16 protein-coding genes are annotated in these 22,395 nt (G+C 64.0%); 9 read left to right on the top strand and 7 right to left on the bottom strand.

What is annotated here, in order from left to right; translation table 11 throughout:
* Positions 1–8: 8 nt before the first annotated feature.
* Entirely contained in the window at positions 9–2,456 is a 2,448-nt protein-coding gene (locus tag GR138_RS07715; protein ID WP_160858016.1) for a glycoside hydrolase family 2 protein, read from the top strand.
* A gap of 3 nt (positions 2,457–2,459) precedes the next feature.
* On the opposite strand, the gene GR138_RS07710 is transcribed toward GR138_RS07715, so the two are convergent.
* The 4 genes from GR138_RS07710 to GR138_RS07695 all read right to left on the bottom strand — a co-directional run bounded on the left by GR138_RS07710 (position 2,460) and on the right by GR138_RS07695 (position 7,126).
* The gene (locus GR138_RS07710; protein WP_160858015.1) at positions 2,460–4,253 is read right to left on the bottom strand and encodes an alpha/beta hydrolase family protein; all 1,794 of its coding nucleotides are present in this window, start codon (positions 4,251–4,253) and stop codon (positions 2,460–2,462) included.
* 6 nt (positions 4,254–4,259) lie between these two features.
* On the bottom strand, positions 4,260–5,789 hold the full coding sequence (locus GR138_RS07705) for a lipopolysaccharide biosynthesis protein (RefSeq protein WP_160858014.1): 1,530 nt from the start codon (positions 5,787–5,789) through the stop codon (positions 4,260–4,262).
* A 70-nt stretch (positions 5,790–5,859) separates the two neighbouring features.
* Complete coding sequence (locus GR138_RS07700; protein WP_160858013.1) at positions 5,860–6,744, bottom strand: glycosyltransferase family 2 protein; 885 nt, start codon at positions 6,742–6,744, stop codon at positions 5,860–5,862.
* A gap of 190 nt (positions 6,745–6,934) precedes the next feature.
* Entirely contained in the window at positions 6,935–7,126 is a 192-nt protein-coding gene (locus tag GR138_RS07695; protein ID WP_160858012.1) for a hypothetical protein, read from the bottom strand.
* A 151-nt stretch (positions 7,127–7,277) separates the two neighbouring features.
* Between GR138_RS07695 and GR138_RS07690 the strand changes: the two genes are divergently transcribed.
* Positions 7,278–7,859 (top strand): YigZ family protein, encoded by a 582-nt coding sequence (locus GR138_RS07690; protein WP_160858011.1) that lies wholly within the window; start codon positions 7,278–7,280, stop codon positions 7,857–7,859.
* A gap of 257 nt (positions 7,860–8,116) precedes the next feature.
* Positions 8,117–8,776 (top strand): peroxiredoxin, encoded by a 660-nt coding sequence (locus GR138_RS07685; RefSeq protein WP_160858010.1) that lies wholly within the window; start codon positions 8,117–8,119, stop codon positions 8,774–8,776.
* 110 nt (positions 8,777–8,886) lie between these two features.
* Here the strand turns inward: GR138_RS07685 and polA are convergent, their stop codons facing one another.
* Positions 8,887–11,874 (bottom strand): DNA polymerase I, encoded by a 2,988-nt coding sequence (gene polA / locus GR138_RS07680; RefSeq protein ID WP_160858009.1) that lies wholly within the window; start codon positions 11,872–11,874, stop codon positions 8,887–8,889.
* A gap of 377 nt (positions 11,875–12,251) precedes the next feature.
* Between polA and GR138_RS07675 the strand changes: the two genes are divergently transcribed.
* The 4 genes from GR138_RS07675 to GR138_RS07660 all read left to right on the top strand — a co-directional run bounded on the left by GR138_RS07675 (position 12,252) and on the right by GR138_RS07660 (position 15,903).
* The gene (locus tag GR138_RS07675) at positions 12,252–12,692 is read left to right on the top strand and encodes a MarR family winged helix-turn-helix transcriptional regulator (RefSeq protein ID WP_160858008.1); all 441 of its coding nucleotides are present in this window, start codon (positions 12,252–12,254) and stop codon (positions 12,690–12,692) included.
* Between the two features lie 135 nt (positions 12,693–12,827).
* A complete protein-coding gene (locus tag GR138_RS07670) occupies positions 12,828–14,219 on the top strand; it encodes a M20/M25/M40 family metallo-hydrolase (RefSeq protein ID WP_160858007.1) in 1,392 nt (463 codons plus the stop codon).
* Positions 14,220–14,416: 197 nt separating this feature from the next.
* Positions 14,417–15,364, top strand: a complete 948-nt coding sequence (locus GR138_RS07665; RefSeq protein WP_160858006.1) for a lysylphosphatidylglycerol synthase domain-containing protein — start codon at positions 14,417–14,419, stop codon at positions 15,362–15,364.
* 101 nt (positions 15,365–15,465) lie between these two features.
* Positions 15,466–15,903: a BA14K family protein gene (locus GR138_RS07660; RefSeq protein WP_160858005.1), complete on the top strand. Its 438-nt coding sequence runs from the start codon at positions 15,466–15,468 to the stop codon at positions 15,901–15,903.
* Positions 15,904–15,951: 48 nt separating this feature from the next.
* On the opposite strand, the gene GR138_RS07655 is transcribed toward GR138_RS07660, so the two are convergent.
* A complete protein-coding gene (locus tag GR138_RS07655) occupies positions 15,952–16,923 on the bottom strand; it encodes a flagellin N-terminal helical domain-containing protein (protein ID WP_160858004.1) in 972 nt (323 codons plus the stop codon).
* 377 nt (positions 16,924–17,300) lie between these two features.
* Between GR138_RS07655 and GR138_RS07650 the strand changes: the two genes are divergently transcribed.
* Entirely contained in the window at positions 17,301–19,526 is a 2,226-nt protein-coding gene (locus GR138_RS07650; RefSeq protein ID WP_160858003.1) for a transglycosylase domain-containing protein, read from the top strand.
* A 32-nt stretch (positions 19,527–19,558) separates the two neighbouring features.
* On the opposite strand, the gene GR138_RS07645 is transcribed toward GR138_RS07650, so the two are convergent.
* Entirely contained in the window at positions 19,559–19,927 is a 369-nt protein-coding gene (locus GR138_RS07645; RefSeq protein ID WP_160858002.1) for a hypothetical protein, read from the bottom strand.
* 509 nt (positions 19,928–20,436) lie between these two features.
* Between GR138_RS07645 and dnaK the strand changes: the two genes are divergently transcribed.
* A complete protein-coding gene (gene dnaK, locus GR138_RS07640) occupies positions 20,437–22,347 on the top strand; it encodes a molecular chaperone DnaK (protein ID WP_160858001.1) in 1,911 nt (636 codons plus the stop codon).
* Positions 22,348–22,395 lie beyond the last annotated feature (48 nt).

Genomic DNA, 22,395 nt, shown 5'->3' with positions numbered 1-22,395 from the left:
AAAAGGCAATGTCCGAGACCGGAAAGGCGCTTTCCACCGGCTGGCGCATGGCCTTGACGGCGGCAGGCAGTGCGGCTGACCCTGCCGCGCTGCAAAGCCTTTCCGATGTTCTCGATGCGCCCGTTCCCGGCACCGTCGCCGGCGCCCTCGAGCGCGCCGGTCGCTTCGATCGCACCGCCCCTGAACCGCTCGACCATCTCGACGCCTGGTATATGCTCGATCTCTCGGGCGAAGCGCCGGGCGAGGCCGTGCTGCATTTCGACGGCCTCGCGACGATCACCGAGATCTGGTGGAACGGCGCGCTTGCCCTTTCCTCCGGCAGCATGTTCGTGCGCCACGCGCTTCCCGTCACGCTGACCGGCAGCGACCACCTCGCGCTGTGTTTCCGCGCATTAAAACCGCATCTGGAAAAACGCGGTCCCCGTGCCCGCTGGCGGCCGCAGATGATCACGCCGCAGGGTCTGCGCCTCGTGCGCACGACGCTGCTTGGCCGCATGCCCGGTTGGTGCCCGGATGTTTATGCCGCAGGCCCCTGGCGGCCGGTGCGCCTCACGCGGCCGACGCCGGCTGTTCCCACCGATATCCGCCTTTCCGCGCGCCTGCACGAAAACGGCAAGGGCCAGCTCGAGATCGGTTTCACGCTGGATAGCGCGGCGGCACCTGTCGTGGAATGCGCCGGCGTTTCAGTCGAAGCGATCCCGAACGGCGACCACAGTTTCAGCGCCAGCCTCACCATCCCCGGCGTCGAAGCCTGGTGGCCGCGCACGCATGGGACACCGGTCCTGCACGATATCTCGCTCGTGGTGGGTGGCGTGCGGCAAACCCTCGGCCGTACCGGTTTCCGTCGCATCGAGGTCGACCGCGGCACGGACGGCCGCGACTTCGCGCTCATCGTCAACGGCACGAAAATTTTCTGCCGCGGTGCCGTCTGGACCACTGCCGACATCGTCGACCTGCCGGGCACGCGCGAGCGCTACGAACCGCTGTTGAACCTCGCTGCCGACGCCAACATGAACATGCTGCGCATCGGCGGCACCATGGCCTACGAGACGCCGGCGTTTTTTGCGCTGTGCGACGAGCTTGGCCTGATGGTCTGGCAGGATTTCCAGTTCGCCAATTTTGATTACCCGGCGAACGATCCGACCTTTGTCGAAAACGTCCGCACGGAGGTTTCGCAGTTCCTCGACGCCACCGCTGCCTCGCCGTCGCTCGCCGTGCTCTGCGGCGGCAGCGAGATCGACCAGCAGGCGGCCATGCTCGGCCTGCCGGAGACGGCCTGGGCCGGGCCGCTGACGCTCGACATCCTGCCCGCCCTCGTCGCCGTACACCGTCCGGATGTGCCCTATGTCGAAAATTCGCCGAGCGGTGGCGCCATGCCCTTCTCGCCCGATGCTGGCGTGACGCATTATTACGGTGTCGGCGCCTATTGCCGGCCGCTGGAGGACGCGCGTCGCGCCGCGGTGCGTTTTGCCGCCGAGAGCCTCGCCTTTGCCAATGTGCCGGAACAGCAGACACTCGATGCCCACCTGCCGGTGCCCGCCGTACACGATCCGCGCTGGAAGGCGCGCGTGCCGCGCGACCGCGGCGCCTCCTGGGACTTCGAGGATGTGCGCGACCACTATCTCGGCCTGCTCTACGGCCATGATCCGGCGCGCTTGCGCCGGGAGGACCCGGCCCGCTACCTCGATCTCTCCCGCGCCGTCGTCGCCGAGGTCATGGAGGCGACGTTTGCCGAATGGCGCCGCGAACAATCCACGTGCAACGGCGCGCTCGTCTGGACGTTCCAGGACCTGCTGCCCGGCGCCGGCTGGGGCATCGTGGACGCCACGGGCCTGCCGAAATCCGCCTGGCATGCATTGCGCCGTGCCTTCCGGCCGGTGCAGGTCGCAGTGTCCGACGAGGGCACCAACGGGCTCGATGTGCATACGATCAACGACAGCGCAGACGAACAATCCCTGACGCTGGAGCTTTCCTGCCTGCGACACGGCCGCCAACCGGTCGTCAGCGGCCGGCGGGAGATCACGCTTGCCCCGCATTCGGCGCAAACCCTGCCGGCAACTCAACTGTTCGGCGCCTTCTTCGACACGACCTATGCCTTCCGTTTCGGCCCACCCGCCCATGACGTGACGGTCGCCCGGCTGATCGATGCCGATGGGACTGTGGTTGCGGACGCCTTCCATTTTCCGCGCGGCCGGGCGGCGGCGATGGCTTTCGCGGCGATCAGCTCCACCCTCGATCAAGACGCTGAAGGCTGGAACCTCGCGCTTTCGGCGGATCGTTTCGCCCAGTCCGTCGCAATCAACGTCGAAGGGTTTCTGCCGTCGGACAATTGGTTCCATCTGGCGCCGGGTGGCGCAAAAACCATCCGGCTTGTGCCACGCGCCGGCACCGATCCGGCTGCCAAACCCTCCGGCACGGTGGGTGGTATCGGCGTCGAGGCGATCGTGTCGTTCTGAAAATCAGGCGAACTTCAGGGCAGCCTTGAGCAGCAGCGCGCGATAGGCGGCCTGGGCATGCGGCGGCGAGAGATTGTGATCGGCATCGGGGATCATCTCGACCGCCACGTTGTGGTAGCTGTCGAGCCCGGTGCGGCCGAAATCGAGCTTCAGCCGCTCCAGCCCGACGTCCCCTTCGCTATAGACCAGCAGCACCGGCACCCCGCGTTTCGCAAGCAGGCGGAAATCCGCCTGCGTATCACCCCGCAACCGGCCGAAACGGGAGAAACGGCCGAGCGTGCGGGGTGCGATGACGGCAAGGCGGCGGGCGATCTGCACACCGACATTGCCGGCCGCGCGGCGCAGGTCGATCTCGCCGGCCAGCAACCGGCGGAAGGTGGCGGGGTCGAAGGCGCGCTGGCGATAATCGTCGAGCGAGCGCGGATTGGCGCGCAACGCCTCATCGACGGACATATCCGGGTCCCAGCGGAAGGTGAAGGGATTGACCGAGACGACGCCGGCCGCGCGCTCATCCGTGACGGCCGCGCGGAACGCGAGATAGGCGCCGCTGCACCGGCCCGAAAGAAGGATGGGCGCGAGATTGCGGGAAACGAGAAAATCCATCGCCGCCCGCACATCGGCAAGCTGTGTTTCGCTGTACTGCACCTGTTCGGGCGCATCCGGCGCTGGCGGACTGTCGGCGACATTCGCGGCATCGAAGCGCAGCGACACGATGCCGTGCTGCGCAAGATAGCGGGCGGTCTCGGTCGTGCCCCGCGCCCAGCCGGCCTGCCGGTCATAGGCGGTGCCGAGCAGCAGCACGGCCGCGCCATGGCGCTGGCCTTGCGGGCCGCAAAGCGTTCCGAACAGCCGGTTGTTCTCGCCAAAACGCAACGGCTCCTCGACGAAGCCATCACCCGTCAGCGGCGCCGGGCCTGTGGGCTCCGCAGCGGCCCGCGCCCGCCCGCCGGCCTTGGTGAGCCCGGCGAGCCAGTGGACGACGCCATCGATGACCGCCTGCGGCTGGTGCGCCAATGTGGGGTTGGAAACGAGATCGTCGTAGCCGGCATAGTCCATGCGGGCAAGATCAGCACCGAGGCTTGAAAGATGCGCGGCAAGCGCCGCATCCTTCTCGCGGCCGGGGCGCTCGACCACCAGGGCTTTTGCAAACGGCAGCATCTCCAGCCGGTCGATGCCGAGGCTCTTGACGGCTTCGGCGACCTTTTCCGGCATGACCAGCCCGGCGACGGCGACGCGGCCGGCAATGCGCTGCTCCGATCGCAGGCCGAGCCCCTCATCGACCATCTTCGACCAGGCGGACAGTTCGCGTAGATAGAAGCGGCCGCTGACCACCGGGGCCATCAGCACGGCCGCCTCGCTATCGAGCGCGTTGCCGAGCCTTGCCGCAAGCGTCGCACCAAGACCGTGGCCGACCAGCACAAGGCGAGCGGCGCCGGAAAGCCGGCGCAGCGTGCGCCCGGCCTCCAGAATCGCCTGCGACCAGGTCTCGAGGCATTGCTCTTCCGGCGCATCGAGCGCATCGCCCGTGCCGGGATAGTCGAAGCGCAGGCTGGCGACGCCATGGACGGCGACCCGCTCGGCGATGAGACGCCAGAGTTTTCGCGTGCACATTTCCTCAAAACCCCAGGGGCTGAGAAAGAGCACGGCGATATCAGAGGGCGTGGCGGAGGCGGCAGCGGGCGTGTAGAGGCCGACCGTGCCCGCGAAGGTCACGGGAAGGGCTGCCTCCCCGGCGTGCCAGCGCGGCGCGGCGTCATGCTGCTCTCTGTCGTTTTGTCTGGTCTCCCCGCGCAGCATCTCGCCTCACTCTCCGGCGGGCTGCGATAGCGGCAGCGGCACCACGAAGGCGAGCAGCCGGCGGGCGATGCGGCCGGGTTTCATCGGCAGGCGCTCCAGCATCTTGTCGATGACGGCTCCATCCTCCGCCGGCACCGCCCGCAGCAGACGCAAGAGAACCCCGTAGGCAACGGCGCCGGCCAGGATACCGATGACGACGCCGGTGAAGCCGCCGATCTTTTCGGCGATCGGCCAGGCCGCAAGGCCGCAGCCGGCGGCGGCAATGCCCACCTTGAGCACGATGACAGAGAGGCCGGCCGACATGGCGCCGCGGCCGACACCCGTCAGCAACAGCCCGACCATGATGGCGAAGACGACGCCGCGCACCGCCGCAGCCCCGGCCCCGCCGGCCACCGGCACGACGAAAAAGAGGCCGACGACCATCAGCGCCGCGCCGACGCCGCTTGCCACCAGGCGGATTTTCACCCGGTCCATGGAGTAGAGATATTGCGTGACGAGCTGGCCGAAGACATAGGCGGGCGAGCCGGCGGCGAGGATCGCGACGATCAGTCCGGCTTCGGCGAAGGGCGCGCCGTAGACGGCGGTCACCAGCGGATGGGCAATGGCGGCGAGCCCGAAGCAGAGCGGGAAGGTGATATAGGCGAAACTGCGCACCACGCCGTCGAAGATGCTGGCATGCACGCTGCCGCCAGATGCCTCGCGCCGTTCCGCGTAGAATGGCAGCAGGCTTCCGGTCAGTTGCACGGGGAGCTGAAGCGCGAGATTGGCGAGCGACAGGGCGACGGCATAATAGCCGACTTCGCCGAGCGACTGGAAATGCTGCAGGAAGAACAGTTCCGGTCGGTTGAGGAAGACCGCGCTGACGGCGAATTCGAAGAACAGCACCGCGGAATTGCCAAGCAGATAGCGCCGGCGATAGCCGGCGTTGTCGCGGCGGACCCCGAACAGGCCGAGCGTATAGACGAATTGCACACATTGCCCGGCAATGTAACCGACGAGCGCGCCGGCAATGCCATAACCCAGCGCACCGGCGACGACGAAGACGAACTGGAGCAGCGAGGACAGGGCCGTGATGCGGAAAAAGGTGCCGAGGCGCTGCTCGCCGATCAGGAAGTTCTTCGAAAACGAGCCGACCGACTGGATGAACAGCAGCGCCGCCGTCAGCACGATGATACCGGTGGTCACGTCGGTGCCGTAGAGCAGCTCCGTCTTGAGGGAGACGCCGAAGTAGAGCGCGACGAGAATGAGAGTGGAGGCGATGACCGGCAGCGCCAGATAGGCGGCAAAGCCACGGCGCCCCGCATCGTCGACACCGCGGGCCTTCAACTGCGGCAGGAGGCGGAGAAGCAGCACGCCGGTGCCGAGCTCGGCGACGAGGGAGCCCGTCGCGCCGATCCACAGCGCAAAGGCAATGGTGCCGTTGGCTTCCGGCCCGAGCAGGCGGGCGACAAGGATCGAGCAGGCGAATCCGGTCACCAGCAGCAGCATGCCCGCCGCAGCATTCATGATCGAATTGGACATGATGCCCTTGCTCATCGGTCGTTCCATTCACCGTACGAACCGCAATTCTTCGCGGTCATTCAGCGGGAACCCTAGGACGAAACCCTTAAGATATCGTCGTTTTGGCGGGGGCCATGCGCCAGCCGGACCAGCGGCCGGCCAGGATTTCCCGCGAGCGGCGGGCAAGTGCCGGACGGCCCGTCACCGTGTAGACGGCAATGCCGGCAAGCGGGCGCAGAAGATGCGGAAGATAGTCGGTGAAACGATAGCCGTGTTTGCGCATGACGTAACCCAGGCCGGCGCCGTAGACGCGCATCTTGAGTGCGCCGTCGGGTGTTGCCGCCTGCAGACGGTCATCCGGGTGATGGCCGGTGAGCGACGGGTCGTAATGGCCGCGCGCGCCTGTCGACAGCAGGTTCAACGCCAGATCCTGCACCTCATAGGCGCCCCAGGGCGTGCCGGAGCCGGGGCCGATGCGATCATCGAAGCCACCGGCCTTCTCGAAGGCAGAGCGCCGCACGAACAGCATCCACTCGATCAATGTTGTCCAGATGTTTTCGCGCTCGATGGTGCGGGGCGAGAGTTCGAAGCGACCCATGATCGTCTCGCCCTCGGCGTTGACGGCACGTCCGCAGTAGAAATCGGCCGGCACCGCCTGCGATATCGCCTCGAAACGCTGGACGAGGTCGGCCGGATACCAGCAATCGTCATCCGGGAAGAGCAGCCAGGTGCCGGTGGCCTTGGAGGCCCCGAGATTGCGCGCCCGGCACACGCCCGCGCGATCGGTCCTGACATGTTGAATGTGGAGGCGGTCCTGCCACTGCGAGACGATCGGCGCGAGGCGCTCATCCTTGTTCTGATCGACGAGGATGATTTCGAAATCATGCCGTCCGAGCGCGGCAAGCGACGCGAACAGCAGGTCCAGTTCACTGGAACGGCCGAGCGTGGCGACAACCATCGATATCAGGAAAACCGGATCATCCGGAAGCATGGAGAAGGCCTTGCAACAATCGATGGCGGCGACGACCCGTCGGTCCTCTGCTCGTCCCTGCAATTTGTCTACGAAACCTTAATGCAGGATGAATGCCCCAAACAAAACCGCCCATTCCGGCGCAGGCCGCCGCATTTCGCGCGGACAACAGGAAATCATCGATGATTTCTCACAGTCGCGGAAAATCGCCTCAGAAGAAAACGTGCAACGGCCACTGCACCGGGCGCTTTGAAGAGGAAAGCCGGCTGCCTTCCAGCGGCAGACGCTCCTGCGTCACCGATGCCACGACCGCATCGTCGCGTTGCGCCTGCTCGTCCTTCGGCTGGAAGCCGACCGGATAGAGGTTGAAATAACCAAGCGTCACGCCGCCGAGATAGATCATGCCATGCTCCCGTTCCGTTTACGTCCCGGCAAACATCATGGCGGAATCGTGGCATCTGTCAATAGTCTATAGAATTAGTGCTCTATTGCGGGCTTGATGCGAGGGTCGCCGAGGGGCTACGAAGCGCGATCATCGCCACCGGAAACCGCCCGTGTATACGCTGGACCGCACCGAGACCTTCGATCAGGAAATCCGCAAAAGCCGGTTTCTTGCGATCGCCTGTGTCGTCGAGAGCGACACGGAGGCGAAGGCCCGGATCGCCGAGCTTTCCGATCCTGCCGCCAACCACAATTGCTGGGCCTGGCGCATCGGCCAGGCCTACCGCTTCAGCGACGACGGCGAGCCGAGCGGCACTGCGGGAAAACCCATCCTGCAAGCCATCGATGGCCAGGCGCTCGATCGCACGCTCGTCGTGGTCACGCGCTGGTTCGGCGGCATCCTGCTTGGCAGCGGCGGCCTCATCCGCGCCTATGGCGGCACCGCGGCCGCCTGCCTGCGCGCCGCGGCCAAGACGGAATATGTGGAACGGGTCGCCCTTTCCGTCTCGCTCGGCTTTTCCGATCTGGCGCTGGTCAAGGCGCGGCTTGGCGCTTTTGCCGGGCTCATCATGGACGACGAGGCCTATCATGAGACGGGGGCAAGGCTTTCCTTTCGCGTGCCCGCAGAGAAGGCGGAGGAGATCGGCCGGATGATCGTCGACCTCACCAGCGGGCGCGCCGAAATCGGCGACTGAGACGCACACTGCTCGCCCGGCGAAAAGAAAATCGCCTTCCACTGCGCGGCGACTTCGGAGAACGGTTTGGCGCGGGTGCTGCCAAGAACCGAACGCCGTCTTCCAACCGGCGATAAAAGCGCAAAGATGCGCTCGTCCCTGCCCCTCCAGCGACGGCGTGCCGCTATAGGCAAGCCAAATTTTTCGGTCTATCTACCGGCCCGATATTGTCTCGCAGGCTCCATGTCTGCGATCCCGCACAAGAGAGGACGAGACCCATGAGCCTGCGCATCAACGACATCGCTCCGGACTTCACCGCCGAAACCACCGCCGGCACGATCGGCTTCCATGACTGGATCGGCAATGGCTGGGCCGTACTCTTCTCGCACCCGAAGAACTTTACCCCGGTCTGCACCACCGAGCTTGGCGCCATGGCCGGCCTCGAAGGCGAATTCCGCAAGCGCGGCGTCAAGATCATCGGCATCTCGGTCGATCCGGTCGAAAGCCATGCCAAGTGGAAGAACGACATCCGCACCGCCACCGGCTTCGACGTCGAATACCCGCTGATCGGCGACAAGGACCTCGCGGTCGCCAAGCTCTATGACATGCTGCCGGCCGGTGCTGGCGAGACGTCCGAGGGCCGCACGCCCGCCGACAATGCCACCGTGCGTTCCGTCTTCGTCATCGGCCCGGACAAGAAGATCAAGCTGATCCTTACCTACCCGATGACCACGGGCCGCAACTTTGCGGAAATCCTGCGTTCGATCGATTCGATCCAGCTCACCAGCAAGCATCAGGTGGCAACGCCCGCCAACTGGCAGCAGGGCGAGGATGTCATCATCACCGCCGCCGTCTCCAATGAAGACGCCATCGCCCGCTTCGGCGCATTCGACACGGTGCTGCCCTACCTGCGCAAGACCAAGCAGCCGGCCGCCTGATCACGATCGATGGAAGACGGGCAGGGCGTGATGCCACGTCCGTCTTCCGCCGACCACCATCTTCTCCCCATCGGGGAATGTGACGACAGGGGAGAGGGGACTGCGTCCCCTCAGTGCGCCTCGTCCCAATTGTGCGCGGCCCGCGCATCCACCTTCAGCGGCACCTTCATTGACAGCGCCGGCATCGACGCGTTTTCCATGGTGTCGACGATGATCGGGATCGCCTTTTCGACTTCGCCATCCTCGACTTCGAAGATCAGTTCGTCGTGCACCTGAAGCAGCATGCGGGCGGAAAGGCCGGCGGCGGCGAGTGCCGGCTCCATCTTGATCATGGCGCGGCGGATGACGTCGGCGGCCGACCCCTGGATCGGCGCGTTGATCGAGGCGCGTTCGTTGAAGGCGCGCACCGACGGGTTGGACGACTTGATTTCCGGATAGTGCGCGCGCCGGCCGAAGATCGTCTCGACATAGCCGTTCTCGCGGGCAAAGGCCTTGGTGGAATCCATATAGTCCTTGATGCCCGGGAAGCGTTCAAAATACTTCTTGATGTAGTCGCCCGCTTCCGAGCGCTCGATGGACAGCTGGTTGGCGAGGCCGAAGGCCGAGATGCCGTAGATGATACCGAAATTGATCGCCTTGGCGCGGCGGCGCACGTCCGACGGCATGCCCTCGACCGGTACGCCGAACATTTCCGAGGCCGTCATCGCGTGGATGTCGACGCCATCGGCAAAGGCCTGTTTCAATTGCGGAATGTCCGCCACATGGGCAAGCACGCGCAGTTCGATCTGGCTGTAGTCGGCCGAGACCAGCTTGTTGCCGGGCGTCGAGATGAAGGCCGTGCGGATCTTGCGGCCTTCGGCGGTGCGCACCGGAATGTTCTGCAGGTTCGGGTCGGACGAGGAGAGGCGGCCGGTCGTCGTGGCGGCGAGCGCGTAGGAGGTGTGCACGCGCTTGGTTTCGGGATGCACGAAGCCCGGCAGTGCGTCGGTATAGGTGGATTTCAGCTTGGTGAGCTGGCGCCAGTCGACGATCTTGCGCGGCAGCGGAATGCCCTGCGCGGCCAGGTCTTCCAGCACCTGCGCGGAGGTCGACCACTGGCCGGTCTTGGTCTTCGAGGCGCCGGAGAGGCCCATCTTGCCGAACAGGATGTCGCCGAGCTGTTTGGGCGAACCGATGTTGAAGCGCTCGCCGGCCAGCTCGTAGATCTCCTCCTCGAACCGGGCGGCGCCCTGTGCCAGCTCGCCGGACAGGCGCGACAGCACCTGCCGGTCGATGGTGATGCCGCGCTCTTCCATGCGCGCGAGCACGGGCACGAGCGGGCGCTCCAGCCGCTCATAGACGGTGGTCATGCGTTCGGCCGCAAGGCGCGGCTTCAGCACGTGCCAGAGGCGCAGCGTCACGTCGGCGTCTTCGGCCGCATAGGCCGTGGCGCGGGAAATATCGACCATGTCGAAGGTCTGCGCACCCTTGCCCGAGCCGGCGACGTCCTTGTAGGCGATCGGCTTGTGGCCGAGCCAGCGTTCCGACAGCGTGTCCATGCCATGCGTGCCGGCCCCCGCGTCGAGCGCGTAGGACATCAGCATCGTGTCGTCGAAGCTCTCGATGGTGATGCCGTGGCGGCGCATAACGAGGTAGTCGTATTTGAGGTTCTGCGCGACCTTCAGGACCGACCGGTCCTCCAGCAGGCTTTTCAGCCGCTCGAGGGCGGCACGGATCGGGATCTGCCCATCGGCAAGCCCGCCACCCAAGAGGTCGCCGACGCCGGTCTTGTGGTTGAGCGGTACGTAGCAGGCACGGATCGTCGTGCCCGTCGGGTCTTTGGCGTTGTCGGCAACCGCCAGCGAGAAGCCGCAAAGCTCGGCCTGCATGGCGTCGAGCGAGGTCGTTTCGGTGTCGAAGCCGACGAGGCCGGTTTCGCGCGCCGCGGCGATCCAGCGGTCGAGCGCGTCGAGGTCGCGCACCGTCTCATAGGCGGAATGGTCGATCGGGGCGGCGGAAAACCGCTCGGCGCGTGCCTTCGCAAGGGCCGAAGGCGTCTCACCGCCGCTGCCGGCGGAAGGCAGCAGCGTTGCCGCGGCCTCGGCAGCCGTCTCGTTGCCGTCAAGAACCAATGCGGGACCGGCGACGTCGCCCTTGTCGAGATCCGGGCCGCGCGCTTCCGCGCCCCATTCCACCGGCACGCTCGCCGGTTCGATGGCGCTCGCGTCGCAGGCGCAATCCTCCGCGACGCGGCGCGTCAGCGTGGTGAATTCCATGGCCTTCAGGAAGGCGATCAGCTTCGGGCCGTCCTGCGGATGCAGCACCAGTTCGTCGAGCGTCGTGTCGAGCGGCGTATCGGTCTTCAGTGTGACGAGCTGGCGCGACAGCAGCACAAGCTCGCGGTTGGCCACGATGTTCTCGCGGCGCTTGACCTGCTTGATCTCCTCGGCGCGGGCGAGCAGCGTGTCGAGGTCGCCATATTCCTCGAGAAGCTGGGCGGCGGTCTTCGGGCCGATGCCGGGCACGCCCGGCACGTTGTCGGTCGAGTCACCCGTCAGCGACTGGAGGTCGATCATCTTCTCCGGCGGCACGCCCCATTTCTCGATGACCTCGGGAATGGCGATCTGCTTGTCCTTCATGCTGTCATACATCGAGACGTTCTGCGTCACGAGCTGCATGAGGTCCTTGTCTGAGGAGACGATAGTGACATCAGCGCCGTCGGCTTCGGCCAGGCGCGCATAGGTGGCGATCAGGTCGTCGGCCTCGAAGCCTTCCTTCTCGATGCAGGGCAGGTTGAAGGCGCGGGTCGCGTGGCGGATCAGGCCGAACTGCGGGATCAGGTCTTCCGGCGGCGCCGTGCGGTTGGCCTTGTACTGGTCGTACAGTTCGTTGCGGAAGGTCTTCGACGAATAGTCGAAGATGACCGCGAAATGGGTCGGCGTCACGCCCACGTCGGTGTTGCGCGCGTCCTTGAGCAATTTCCACAGCATGTTGCAGAAGCCGGACACGGCATTGACCGGAAGCCCGTCCGATTTGCGGTTGAGCGGCGGGATGGCGTGGAAGGCGCGGAAGATGAAGCCGGAGCCGTCGACGAGGAAGAGATGATCACCTTTTTTCATGGGGTGAATGGATAGCGCGGGGCGCTTTCCGCGTCCATCTCTCATTGCGGCTTCGGGGTTCTTTCGAGAGCGCGAAAAGGCTCACACGAACGTTACCAATTTGTAATTTCCGAGGGCCTGCGAATCCCTTGAAAAGCCACATTCGGATCCACAAATATTCATCAACGGCACCTGATCAAGCCGTTGTCTGGCATCACCGGCCTGTCCCCCGCCGCGCCAGACAAGGACAAAGGCCTCATCCCCCTCTCCGGGCCTTTGTCCATCATTCGAAGAAGCCGCCGCGACAAGCCTCCTGTCGTCGGCGGCTTCTCGCATTTGCGGATTGCATCGTCTGCGATCCATTGCCATCGGTTGCAATCCGGCATAGCCTCGCCTTCATGGACTTTGACCGGAAGGAGTCGGCCGCGTACCTCGCCAATCTCCTGGCGAAGGGAGCGTCCCGCGCGTTGCAGGCGCGGGCGGACGGGGCTGGCTTTGCGCCCGGCCAGTTCCCGGTTCTGGTCGAACTGTGGAGCGGTGACGGCCTCACCCAGCGCGAACTTCTCGACCGGCTGGATATCGAACAGGCGACGATGGCCAACACGCTCGCCCGCATGCAGCGCGACGGTCTCATCGCGCGGCGCCGCCACCCGAAGGACAAACGCGCGCAACTGGTGTTCCTGACGGCGCGCGGCAAGGCGCTGCGCGAGACGGCAATTGCCGCGGCCGCGGCGACCGAAGACGCGCTCTTTCAGGGCTTCCGGCGCTTCGAACGAGAACTGCTGCTCGAATATATGCGCATGGCGCTGGCCAATCTCGGCTGCGATCCGCGCGCATGATGGTCGCGAAACCGTCATACGATTTGCCCTTCCCGACACGATCGGTCTAATGTCGCGCCGAAATTTTGATTTGCCGCATGTCGTCATCGCAAAACCGCTCACGCATTTGGCGCATCGTGCTCTAGGGATTCCACCATGACCAATATTCTGCCCGTCCTCGATCACGCCAGCGCCGGCATTCCGGCGAGCCTCGAACGCCTGTTCGAGCTGGTGCGCATCAAGTCCATCTCGACCGATCCGGCCTTCAAGGCCGAGTGCCGTCGTGCGGCCGAATGGCTGGTGACGGAACTGCGGTCGCTCGGCTTCGGCGCGACGGTGCGCGACACACCCGGCCATCCCATGGTCGTCGCCCATCATGACGGTGCGAAGCCCGATGCGCCGCACGTGCTGTTCTACGGCCACTACGACGTCCAGCCGGTCGATCCGCTGAATCTCTGGGATCACGACCCCTTCGAGCCGGCAGTGCGCAACACTGGCGATGGCCGCCGCATCATCACTGGCCGCGGCACCTCCGACGACAAGGGCCAGCTCCTGACCTTCGTCGAGGCCTGCCGCGCCTACAAGGAAACGACGGGTAGCCTGCCCTGCCGCGTGACGATCCTCTTCGAAGGCGAAGAGGAATCCGGTTCGCCCTCGCTGAAACCCTTCCTGGAAGCCAATGCCGCGGAACTGACGGCCGATTTCGCCCTCGTCTGCGATACCAGCATGTGGGACGCCGATACGCCGGCCATCTCGGCGGGCCTGCGCGGCCTCGTCGGCGAGGAGGTCGTCATCAAGGCGGCCGATCGCGACCTGCATTCCGGCTATTTCGGCGGTGCGGCGGCAAACCCGATCCACATTCTGTCGACCATCCTCGCCGGCCTGCATGACGAGACCGGCCGGGTGACGCTCGACGGCTTCTACGACGGCGTCGAGGAAACACCGACGCAGATCAAGGCGGCCTGGGAAAAGCTCGGCAGCTCGGCGGAAAGCTTCCTCGGCGAGATCGGCCTGTCGATCCCGTCCGGCGAGAAGGGCCGCTCGGTGCTGGAACTGACCTGGGCACGCCCCACGGCAGAAGTGAACGGCATCACCGGCGGCTACACCGGCGAAGGCTTCAAGACGGTGATTGCCGCCGAAGCCTCCGCAAAAGTCTCCTTCCGCCTGGTCGGCAAGCAGGATCCGGCCAAGATCCGCGACGCCTTCCGCGCCTATGTCCGGTCCAAAATCCCGGCCGACTGCTCGGTGGCATTCCATGCCCATGGCGGTTCGCCGGCGATCCAGCTGCCCTACGATTCGGAATTGCTCGGCAAGGCAAAGAACGCGCTCTCCGACGAATGGCCGAAGCCCGCCGTGGTCATCGGCATGGGCGGCTCGATCCCCATCGTTGGCGATTTCCAAAAGATGCTCGGCATGGAATCCTTGCTCGTCGGCTTTGCGCTGTCGGACGACCGCATCCATTCGCCGAACGAGAAATACGAGCTGCGCTCCTTCGAGAAGGGCATCCGCTCCTGGGTGCGCATACTTTCGGCGCTCGCAGCGCGTTAACGCAGATGTGATGACAAAGTTGGCCGGCATTAACCGAAGGGAACGGAAAGGCTGGCCAACTGAATGACAAGGGCCGCATCGCGGACAGGCGATGACAGGTCCAGACGATGGGGAAAGGTCAGGATGGCATCAGGAAAGATTGCGAGACACCCTCGCGGCTCAGGCGATCGCGCGCCGGGCGCAGGGGGCAAGGCAGGATGAAGCGGCTGAAAAAATTCTTCTGGCCGCTCGTCAGCACCGCCGCGATCATCCTGTCGGTCTACATCCTCTACAAGGACCTGAGAGGTCTGTCGCTCGACGAGTTCATGGCGAGCATCCATGCCATTCCGGTCTCCGGCTGGGTTCTCGCCTCGCTTGCAACGCTCGTCGCCTATGCAGCCCTTGCCGCCTACGACCACCTGGCGCTGGAACATCTCGGCCACCGTATTTCGCTGTGGTTCATCACCATCACCTCCTTCACCACCTACGCCCTGTCGCACAATATCGGCGCCTCGGTGTTTTCCGGCGCGCTGGTGCGCTACCGCGCCTATACGTCGAAGGGCCTGACGGGATCGGAGGTCGGCGTGCTCGTCGCCTTCTGCTCGTTCACCTTCGCGCTTGGCACGGTCATGTTGTTCGGCCTTGTCCTGGTGCTGGAACCGACGATCATCGAGCGTTTCGCCGGGTTTCTGCCGATTGAGGCGGCTTTTTCGACCGGCGTCGTCATCCTGGGCCTGGTGGCGCTCTATGTGGTGGGCAGTCTTGTCGGCTTTCGCCCCGTCAACACGCGCTGGCTGAAGCTCGAATATCCCAAACCCTCGCTGGTCTTTCGCCAGCTGTTCATCGCCCCCATCGAGCTCATCGGCGCGGCGGCGATCATCTATTTCGTGCTGCCGGCGGAGGGCAATCCGGGTTTCTTCGTCGTTCTCGGTATCTTCCTCGCCTCCTTCTCGGTGGCGCTGCTGTCGCATGCGCCGGGCGGCATCGGCGTGCTGGAACTGGTCTTCATCGCCGGCCTGCCGGATATGGATCCGGCAACGGTGCTCGCGGCGCTTGCCGTCTTCCGGCTGTTCTACCTGATCATTCCGTTCATCATGGCGCTGGGCGTCATCCTGATCTTCGAACGCCAGCGATTTCTCGCCCGATTGCGCAGCGGTGACGACTGATTGCACGGACAGATTTGGTTCATCCCGGGTTCAGCCGAATTCTTTCATGGTGTGATCCGTCTTGATCACTGTAAAACAGTGACAATCCAAGGGAGATCGGCATGAAGACAAGGTTCAAGGGCGGCATTGCCGCAGCCATGGCCGTCGCTATGTTCGCCACGACATTCGTCCCGGCAGAGGCCTTCGCCATGCCGATGCCGAAGGTTGGCGCGTCTCAGTCCAGCGATGTCCAGCAGGTGCAATGGCGTGATCGGCGCGACCGGCGCGGCTGGTATGGTGGTCACCGCGGCTACCGGTACCACCGCCATGGCTATCGCCGCCATTCGGATGGCTGGTGGTATCCGCTGGCAGCCTTCGGCGCCGGCGCGATCATCGGCGGGGCAATTGCCAATGACGGCTATTCCCGGCCGCGCGACGCGGGCATCAACCCGCGCCACATCGATTGGTGCTATGCGCGCTACCGGTCGTATCGCGACTACGACAACACGTATCAGCCCAACTATGGTGGCCGCCGCCAGTGCTACTCGCCTTACTATTAAGGCAATCCACCGGGCGGCCCGAAAGGCCGCCCGAATGTTTTCAGGCGATCAACGGAACAGCGTCATGATGCCTTCGGCGCTGGTATTGGCGATCTGCAGCGATTGCAGGCCAAGCTGCTGCTGGGTTTCGAGCGCCTTGAGGCGGGTGGATTCCTGATCCATATCGGCATCGACAAGCCGGCCGATGCCCGTTTCGATCGAATCGGTGAGTTTCTCCACGAAGGCCGACGATGAGGCGATTCGCTCGGACAGCGCGCCGAACATCGAGGCGACCTTGATCATCCGCTCGGTCATCAGATCGACGACGACGGTCATTTCCGCAAGTTCCTCCCTCGTCGTCTCGTCCGTCAAGGTGATCTCGGGGTGGCCGCCATGGTTTTCGCCGCTGATCAGAACCCAGTCCTGGCTGTAGCCCTGCATGGTGGCGAAGCCGGAATTGGTGATGATGCCGTCGCAGCCGCCGTCCGACACGAGGTAGAAGACCTGGTCCGTGTCGAACACCGCCGTCATGTCGAATTTGATGTTGCTGATCGACACGCTTCCGGAAGGGTCGCGCACGAAGGAGGCCGGCAGGGATTTGACGCCATTCTGCAGCGGATCGGTCGGATCCGTCATGTGCAGCCAGTTCTGGCCGGCGAAGGAGGCCGAAGAGGCGATCGACCGGAGCTGGTCCTTCAACTGGTCGAGTTCCGTGTTGATCTTCGTCTTGTCGACGCCCGCTTCATGGGCGGCAACGAGCTTCGCCTTGATCTGGTGCATGACCTCGATTGCCGACGACATGCCGGCATAGGCGGTGTTGACGATGCCGTCGCTGACGCCGAGCGCGTCGGAAACCGCGTTCAGCGCCATATTGTCGGAGCGCATCGTCGTCGCGACCGCCCAATAGGCGGCATTGTTTTCGGCGGTGCGCACGCGCAATCCGCTGGAAACGCGGCTTTGTGTTTCAAGCATGCTGGCGTTGATGGTGCGCAGAGTCTGGAGCGCAGAAATGGCTCCGGCATTCGTGTGGATGCTGGTCATATTAGCACATGTAAAAATTGAGGTTTGCCTGTCATGGGCGGGTAGGTTGTGGCCAGTAAGCGCAATCATGGTTAACGAAAGACTAAACACCCAAATTTCGCCAACGAATCCAATATTTTAGATAGTTCTTTATCGAGAATTGCTGAAATGAAGGTGGGTGTTGCTTGCGCTCGTCCGTGCGTCAGCCGAGAGACGATGCCCGTTGTGGCGCAGAGGCATGAAGGCTCACGGGGACCGGTTCACGCGCTCTTAAGCCCTGTTGGCGGAAGTGATTGAGAAATTGGAGCTTTCCGTTTCCGATTTCTTAACTACCCCTTAAATCGCCGCATTTAAGGTTCAACCGACGCCAACATCCACGAGGACTTATCCGACCGCTTATGGCAGGCAACCGCAAATCCGAGCGTATTGAACCGTCCTTCCAGGGATCACGCGGGCGCGACGACGATGATTTTCACGTCGGCGCGGCGGATCGCGTGGTGGGCGGCGGAGGGCGCAAGGGGCGTGGCAAGCCGCCGAAGGCCGAGCGGCCGCAGCGTGGCGCCAGGGCACGCCGGCAATCGTCCGGCGGCGGTGTCTTCGGTTTGGTCCGCAGGCTGGTCTACTGGTGCTTCGTGCTCGGCCTGTGGGGCGCCATCGGCGTCGGCGGGCTGGTGCTCTATTACGGCGCACGCATGCCGAGCGCCACCAGCTGGTCGATCCCCGACCGGCCGCCGAACGTCAAGATCCTGGCCGTCAGCGGCGAGGCGATCGCCAACCGCGGCCTGACCGGCGGCGAGGCGCTGAACCTCGAAAACATGTCGCCCTATATTCCGCAGGCCGTCATCGCCATCGAGGACCGCCGCTTCTATTCGCATTTCGGCGTCGATCCGCTCGGCCTTGCCCGCGCGATGCTCACCAACATCACCACCGGCCGCATGGTGCAGGGCGGCTCGACGCTGACCCAGCAGCTTGCCAAGAACATGTTCCTCTCGCCGGAGCGCACGCTGGAGCGCAAGGTGCAGGAGGTGCTGCTCGCCTTCTGGCTGGAGCACAAATATTCCAAGGACCAGATCCTTGCGATGTATCTCAACCGCGTGTTCTTCGGCTCGAATTCCTACGGTGTCGAGGCCGCCTCGCGGCGCTACTTCAACAAGTCGGCGCGCGACGTGAACCTCGGCGAGGCGGCCCTTCTCGCCGGCCTGCTCAAGGCGCCGTCGCGCCTGTCGCCGGCACGCGATCCGGAGGCGGCGGAAGCCCGCGCCCAGGTGGTGCTCGGCGCCATGCGCGAAGAGGGTTTCGTCACCGATACCGAGATCAAGACCGCGATGTCGCAGACGCCGGCGCGCGCAAAAAGCTATTGGTCCGGCGCGCAGCATTATGCCGCGGACATGGTGATGGCGCAGCTTCCCGGCATGATCGGCGACATTACCGAAGACCTTATCATCGACACGACGATCGACCTCGACCTCGAAAAGAAGGCCGACGAGGCGATCACCGCGATCATCGACAAGGAAGGTGCCAAGTCGAATGCCTCGCAGGCCGCCCTCGTCTCGATCGACGGCACGGGCGCCATCCGCGCGCTGGTCGGCGGCCGTGACTATGCCGAAAGCCAGTTCGACCGCGCCTCCAAGGCCAAGCGCCAGCCCGGCTCCGCCTTCAAGCCCTTCGTCTATGCCGCAGCGCTGGAAGCCGGCCGCTCGCCGCTGTCGGTGCGCAACGATGCGCCGGTCAAGATCGGCAAGTGGACGCCGGAAAACTACGACCAGAAATATCGCGGCGAGGTGACGCTGTCCTCGGCGCTTGCCAATTCGCTGAACACCATCGCCGCCCAGCTCGTCATGGAAGTGGGGCCCGACGAAGTGGTCAAGCTCGCGCGCCGGCTCGGCATCGAATCCGAAATGCAGGCGAACGCCTCGATCGCGCTCGGCACGTCGGAAGTCACGCTGGTCGAGCTGACGGCCGCTTACGCCCCCTTCATGAATGGCGGCTACAAGGCGACGCCGCACATCATCCGCCGCATTTCGACGGCCGACGGACGGGTGCTCTACGAAAACACTTACGACAACCCGCCCCGCGTGCTGGAGCCGAACATCGTCTCGCAGATGAACGGCATGATGATGCGCGTCATCACCGAGGGCACCGGCAAGAATGCCCGCATTCCCGGCTGGCCGGCGGCGGGAAAATCCGGCACGACGCAGTCCTTCCGCGACGCGCTCTTCGTCGGCTTCACCAGCAACCTGACGACCGGTGTCTGGTTCGGCAATGACGACGGCAAGTCGATGAAGAAGGTGACGGGCGGCGGGCTTCCCGCCAAGGCCTGGAGCCAGTTCATGATCGCTGCCCACGAGGGCCTCAACCCGTCGCCGCTGTTCGGCACGGCCGGCGGTGACCAGCCGGTGGTGGAGGGGACCGAACCCGCGCCCGAAGGTGACCAACTGTTCGACATCATTTCCCGCACGCTCGGCACCGATGGCGGCAATACCCGCGACGGACAGTCTGTCGCCGCCGAACAGACGGGCGCGGTGCCGCTCGACGACGGCCTTGTTCCACCCGCCGACGTGGGCGAACAGCGGCAGACGGGAACGCGGCGCACGACGTTGCTGGATGTGCTACTGGGGGGGTGAGGACGTCGGCGCGTTCCCCGTGCCTTCTTGGCTTAACCCCAAGCGACGATCACGTTCTCAGGTTCTCTTGGGTGATCGATCCAGACGCGGATTCGTGTTTTGACCGTAGGCACGGGAATGCTGGCGAACTCTGGTTCGTTGGCGTCGAAGAAGATAAGCTTCTTTTCGGGCGTGTTGAGAATGCCATCGAACGTTGGTGGCGTCGACATCGGTATTTCCAAGGCCTCACCAACAGTAAAATTTGTATCGCCGTCGTTCCAATATGTACATGGAATGCTGACGCAGTCGGGCGTGAAGGGAATGATTCTTTCCCTGAAATCGTAGGGAACATCGCGCAGAGTGCGGCTCGCGAGGTAAACGCTGTTGTATTCGGGTGCTATGCTGAAGTGAAGAATAGCCATTTCAGAATTTCCCGCCACTTACGATGCCGCCCTGCGCATTGCTGCAGAAAAGGCAATGAGGATATATGCGTGTAGGTGTACCCAGTGAAGTTGGCACTTGGTGATCTCCTACATACCCTCCTTTCTCGGTTCCGGGTATCTTCGTGCCGCATCGGTGGCAGCCGAATTTGCGACCGATGCGGTTGATCTCTTCTTGTTCAGCTCGCGTAAGCCAAGCCTGTGCCGGGGCGGCAAGAATATCCGCATGACGATGCCAACGGATCGCACCCTTCGGCTTGACGCCCGTCGGGAACCTCACCACATTGCGTCCCGCAGACGGTTCACCCCTCTCATAGTGCTGATTTTGCGCGCTTTGCGGCGTGCCAATGTCTTGCAGTCGTCTGGAGTGCTCCTTATATACGCCGCAAGGCTTCGGCTTACGCTCAAGCTTTCGTGAAGACCATACCATTAGGGGCTGCCAACAGAATGCCTGAATGGGTTCCGGCAGTTCGCTTCAAGGAGAGAATGACATGGCTAAAGTAATCGGTATCGACCTCGGGACGACCAATTCCTGCGTATCCGTCATGGACGGCAAGGACGCGAAGGTCATTGAAAATGCCGAAGGCGCGCGGACGACCCCTTCGATCGTCGCCTTCAATGATGATGGCGAGCGCCTGACCGGCCAGCCGGCAAAGCGCCAGGCCGTCACCAACCCGGAAAACACCCTGTTCGCAGTGAAGCGCCTCATCGGCCGCCGCTACGACGACAAGCTCGTCGAGAAGGACAAGGGTCTCGTTCCCTACAAGATCGTCAAGGGCGACAACGGCGACGCCTGGGTCCAGGCCCAGGGCACCGGCTATTCCCCCTCGCAGATCTCCGCGATGATCCTTCAGAAGATGAAGGAAACCGCCGAATCCTATCTCGGTGAAAAGGTCACGCAGGCCGTCATCACCGTTCCCGCCTACTTCAACGACGCGCAGCGCCAGGCAACCAAGGATGCCGGCAAGATCGCCGGTCTTGAAGTCCTGCGTATCATCAACGAGCCGACGGCTGCAGCGCTTGCCTACGGCCTCGACAAGAAGGACGGCAAGACCATCGCCGTCTACGACCTTGGCGGCGGCACGTTCGATATCTCGGTGCTCGAAATCGGCGACGGCGTCTTCGAAGTGAAGTCGACCAACGGCGACACCTTCCTCGGCGGTGAAGACTTCGACATGCGCCTGGTCGAGTACCTGGCGGCCGAGTTCAAGAAGGACCAGGGCATCGACCTGAAGAACGACAAGCTCGCTCTGCAGCGCCTCAAGGAAGCTGCCGAAAAGGCCAAGATCGAACTCTCGTCCTCGCAGCAGACCGAAATCAACCTGCCGTTCATCACGGCGGACGCTTCCGGCCCGAAGCACCTGACGATGAAGCTGACGCGCGCCAAGTTCGAAGCGTTGGTCGACGACCTCATCCAGCGCACCGTCGCTCCGTGCAAGGCAGCCCTCAAGGATGCCGGCGTCACGGCGGCCGAGATCGACGAAGTCGTTCTGGTCGGCGGCATGAGCCGCATGCCGAAGGTGCAGGAAGTCGTCAAGCAGCTGTTCGGCAAGGAGCCGCACAAGGGCGTCAACCCGGATGAAGTGGTCGCCATGGGCGCCGCCATCCAGGCCGGCGTTCTGCAGGGCGACGTCAAGGACGTTCTGCTGCTCGACGTGACCCCGCTGTCGCTCGGCATCGAAACGCTGGGTGGCGTCTTCACCCGTCTGATCGAGCGCAACACGACGATCCCGACGAAGAAGAGCCAGACCTTCTCGACCGCCGAAGACAACCAGTCAGCCGTGACCATCCGCGTCTCGCAGGGCGAGCGTGAAATGGCTGCCGACAACAAGCTGCTCGGCCAGTTCGACCTCGTCGGCATTCCGCCGGCCCCGCGCGGCATGCCGCAGATCGAAGTCACCTTCGACATCGACGCCAACGGCATCGTGCAGGTTTCGGCCAAGGACAAGGGCACCGGCAAGGAGCACCAGATCCGCATCCAGGCCTCCGGTGGTCTCTCCGACGCCGACATCGAGAAGATGGTCAAGGACGCCGAAGCCAATGCCGAGAACGACAAGAAGCGCCGTGAGGGCGTCGAGGCGAAGAACCAGGCCGAAAGCCTGATCCATTCGTCGGAAAAGTCGCTCAAGGAATACGGCGACAAGGTCACGGAAGACGACCGCAAGGCCATCGAGGACGCGATTGCCGCGCTCAAGACCGCCGTCGAAGCCTCCGAGCCGGACGCCGACGACATCAAGGCCAAGACCAACACGCTGATGGAAGTTTCCATGAAGCTCGGTCAGGCGATCTATGAGGCGCAGCAGGCTGAAGAAGCCGCTTCCTCGGGTGACGCCGGCGACAACGTCGTCGATGCCGACTACGAGGAAGTCAAGGACGACGACGATCGCAAGAAGTCGGCCTAAAGCCTCTGAAATGCCGGCCGCCACAAGCGGCCGGCGCAACGGATAGCA

Source organism: Shinella kummerowiae (genome assembly GCF_009827055.1).
GTDB classification, from domain to species: Bacteria; Pseudomonadota; Alphaproteobacteria; order Rhizobiales; family Rhizobiaceae; genus Shinella; species Shinella kummerowiae.
Note: the sequence above shows the minus strand (reverse complement) of the source record. Positions and strands in the feature narration are given on the sequence as shown.

What these genes read in the sequence shown, in the direction of transcription:
- polA (WP_160858009.1), bottom strand. Translation starts at nt 11,874, where the DNA reads ATGAAAAAAGGTGATCATCTCTTCCTCGTCGACGGCTCCGGCTTCATC.
- GR138_RS07645 (WP_160858002.1), bottom strand. Translation starts at nt 19,927, where the DNA reads ATGGCTATTCTTCACTTCAGCATAGCACCCGAATACAACAGCGTTTAC.
- GR138_RS07695 (WP_160858012.1), bottom strand. Translation starts at nt 7,126, where the DNA reads ATGATCTATCTCGGCGGCGTGACGCTTGGTTATTTCAACCTCTATCCG.
- GR138_RS07715 (WP_160858016.1), top strand. Translation starts at nt 9, where the DNA reads ATGTCCGAGACCGGAAAGGCGCTTTCCACCGGCTGGCGCATGGCCTTG.
- GR138_RS07665 (WP_160858006.1), top strand. Translation starts at nt 14,417, where the DNA reads ATGAAGCGGCTGAAAAAATTCTTCTGGCCGCTCGTCAGCACCGCCGCG.
- GR138_RS07710 (WP_160858015.1), bottom strand. Translation starts at nt 4,253, where the DNA reads ATGCTGCGCGGGGAGACCAGACAAAACGACAGAGAGCAGCATGACGCC.
- GR138_RS07660 (WP_160858005.1), top strand. Translation starts at nt 15,466, where the DNA reads ATGAAGACAAGGTTCAAGGGCGGCATTGCCGCAGCCATGGCCGTCGCT.
- GR138_RS07705 (WP_160858014.1), bottom strand. Translation starts at nt 5,789, where the DNA reads ATGAGCAAGGGCATCATGTCCAATTCGATCATGAATGCTGCGGCGGGC.
- GR138_RS07650 (WP_160858003.1), top strand. Translation starts at nt 17,301, where the DNA reads ATGGCAGGCAACCGCAAATCCGAGCGTATTGAACCGTCCTTCCAGGGA.
- GR138_RS07700 (WP_160858013.1), bottom strand. Translation starts at nt 6,744, where the DNA reads ATGCTTCCGGATGATCCGGTTTTCCTGATATCGATGGTTGTCGCCACG.
- GR138_RS07675 (WP_160858008.1), top strand. Translation starts at nt 12,252, where the DNA reads ATGGACTTTGACCGGAAGGAGTCGGCCGCGTACCTCGCCAATCTCCTG.
- GR138_RS07655 (WP_160858004.1), bottom strand. Translation starts at nt 16,923, where the DNA reads ATGACCAGCATCCACACGAATGCCGGAGCCATTTCTGCGCTCCAGACT.
- GR138_RS07670 (WP_160858007.1), top strand. Translation starts at nt 12,828, where the DNA reads ATGACCAATATTCTGCCCGTCCTCGATCACGCCAGCGCCGGCATTCCG.
- GR138_RS07685 (WP_160858010.1), top strand. Translation starts at nt 8,117, where the DNA reads ATGAGCCTGCGCATCAACGACATCGCTCCGGACTTCACCGCCGAAACC.
- dnaK (WP_160858001.1), top strand. Translation starts at nt 20,437, where the DNA reads ATGGCTAAAGTAATCGGTATCGACCTCGGGACGACCAATTCCTGCGTA.